This window comes from Neisseria sp. N95_16 (assembly GCF_002551535.2).
Lineage (GTDB): Bacteria > Pseudomonadota > Gammaproteobacteria > Burkholderiales > Neisseriaceae > Neisseria > Neisseria brasiliensis.
Window position 1 is genome coordinate 1 of sequence record NZ_PDBT02000133.1, and the last position, 2,240, is coordinate 2,240.

Annotated in this window: 4 protein-coding genes; 1 reads left to right on the plus strand and 3 read right to left on the minus strand. The window is 53.3% G+C overall.

Annotated elements, in window-relative coordinates; all coding sequences use genetic code 11:
- The 3 genes from CRG49_RS12710 to CRG49_RS12720 all read right to left on the minus strand — a co-directional run.
- On the minus strand, positions 1-214 hold a 214-nt coding region (locus CRG49_RS12710), incomplete at its 3' end, for a transposase family protein (protein ID WP_369832046.1).
- 21 nt (positions 215-235) lie between these two features.
- Entirely contained in the window at positions 236-748 is a 513-nt protein-coding gene (lspA, locus tag CRG49_RS12715) for a signal peptidase II (RefSeq protein WP_095502804.1), read from the minus strand.
- A 3-nt stretch (positions 749-751) separates the two neighbouring features.
- Entirely contained in the window at positions 752-1,648 is an 897-nt protein-coding gene (locus CRG49_RS12720; protein ID WP_095502805.1) for a cation transporter, read from the minus strand.
- A 95-nt stretch (positions 1,649-1,743) separates the two neighbouring features.
- Between CRG49_RS12720 and cadR the strand changes: the two genes are divergently transcribed.
- Complete coding sequence (cadR, locus tag CRG49_RS12725; RefSeq protein WP_007148576.1) at positions 1,744-2,151, plus strand: Cd(II)/Pb(II)-responsive transcriptional regulator; 408 nt, start codon at positions 1,744-1,746, stop codon at positions 2,149-2,151.
- Positions 2,152-2,240 lie beyond the last annotated feature (89 nt).

Genomic DNA, 2,240 nt, shown 5'->3' on the forward strand with positions numbered 1-2,240 from the left:
CCACCCAGAGAGTGACCCGTTTGCCGTGGATGAGCAGATCACGATAGAGAACGTCACGCTTGCCGAACCGTACGAACTCACCCTGCATGCCGCATCCCTCGCAGGCGATGAGATCGGGCACGTCCACCTGGAAGTGCATTTCGTCGTCGGTTGATTTGCAGCCCAGTACTTGGTATTGCGGCAGGTGAAGGATGTTGTCGGGAAGTTCGGTCATGGTGTTGTATAGGCGTAGGTGTCAGTCAGATCCATCCGACTCGGCATTGGTGTTTGCTTTTTTACCCAACAAGCTGCTGGAAACGAAAAGTAAGGCACCGAGGACAATTGCAATATCAGCCAGGTTGAAGGCCGGCCAATGCCAGTCTCGCCAATAGAAATCAAAGGAATCCACAACATAGCCGCGAAAGACCCGGTCAATCAGGTTACCCATGGCGCCACCGAGGATAAGACTGTAAGCGATGGCTTCTCCTTTATGACGATTTTCAAGGATCAGCTTGATCAGAAAAATCGAGACCACTACCGCGATTCCGATAAAAAAGTAGCGCTGCCAGCCTCCACCATTCGCAAAAAGACTGAATGCGGCACCGGTATTCCATACGTGTACCCAGTTAAAGAATGAGGTCACTGAAATAGACTCGCCATATGCCATTGATTGTTGCACCAGCCATTTTACGGCCTGATCAGACGCTGCCAGCAGGCCCGATATGGACAACAGAGCGTACGGTGACAGATGTTTGCCAAAAATGGACATTGCTTAATCCTTGAGTGCCAGAATGCGTCTGGCACCGTTAAGTACAATTACCCCCGCGATGGTGCCGATAATCAGATCCGGATAATTGGACCCGGTCCACGCGACCAGAGCGCCGGCGGTGATGACCCCCAGGTTGATCACCACGTCGTTGGCCGAGAATATCCAGCTTACCTTCATGTGCGCCCCGCCTTCCCGATGTTTGGATATGAGCAGCAGACAACTGGTATTGGCAATCAATGCGACGAATGCGATAGCCATCATCACCAGCGATTCAGGCTCACTACCGAATACAAAGCGTCTCACCACCTCTACGAGCACGCCCACAGCCAAGATCAGTTGCAGTACACCAGCAAGATGCGCGGCACGTACCTGCACTTTCACGCTATGTCCAACCGCATAAAGGGTAAGCCCGTACACCGCCGCATCGGCAAAATTGTCCAGGGATTCTCCAATCAGGCCGGTGGACCGGGCGATCAGACCGGCAGTCATTTCCACCACGAACAGAAGTGCATTGATGCCGAGCAACCAGCGCAGGGTCCCGGATTCTTGCTTAGCAGAAGCTGCCGAAAACTCGGCGGCCTTGATGGTCTCCGGATTTGCAGCGACGGTTTCCTGAAGCGAGGCGCCTAGCCCCAAGGTCTTCAGTTTCGCGGTAATGGGCTCAGCCTCGCCGTCATGCACGACCTTCAGCCGGCGGTTCGACAAGTCGAAGGACAGCGCCCGAATCTCCTCAACGCCGTTCAGGGCCAGGCGAATCATTCGTTCTTCTGATGGACAGTCCATCTTCGGCACGGCATAAACACTGACCCATCTCCCTGGCCCCTCGGAGGAGGCCTGTATATCGGTATCCGCCGCAGGCTTTGCATGGTCGCCACAGGTGCCTCCGCAGTTTTTACTCATGATATGACTCCACTTGAACAATGTTGTGGTACCATTTTAAACTATAAAGCTACTATAAGGTCAATAGAGTAAAGAATCCGTTGGGGAGGAGGCTGATGCGCATTGGTCAGTTGGCACAGTTGGTAGGGGTCGAAACACAGACGATCCGCTTCTATGAACAGCAGGGCTTGTTGCCGCCGCCTGATCGGCAGGACAACGGTTACCGTGTCTATACCGAGAAGCATGGTGAGGGGCTGGCCTTCATTCGTCGCTGCAGAATCCTAGGCCTGTCACTGGCTGAGATTCACGAACTACAGAGCTATCAGGACGACCCTCATCAGCCTTGTACCGCCGTCAACACCTTGCTCGATGATCACATCTCTCATGTGCGGTCGCAGATAACCGCTCTGCAAGCGCTTGAGAAACAACTCGTTTCACTGAGAGCGAGTTGCAACGATGACCGGGAAGTTGAGGCGTGTGGGGTTCTTGCTGGAATTAGCGAAGGAAACATGCACCAGCAGTAGGTGAAGCATCAACCAGATAATCCGATGAGATGCCGGTCTGTCTCACTCTCATGCAAAGGTAAGATCAACCATTTAATCCGCTTACCCAA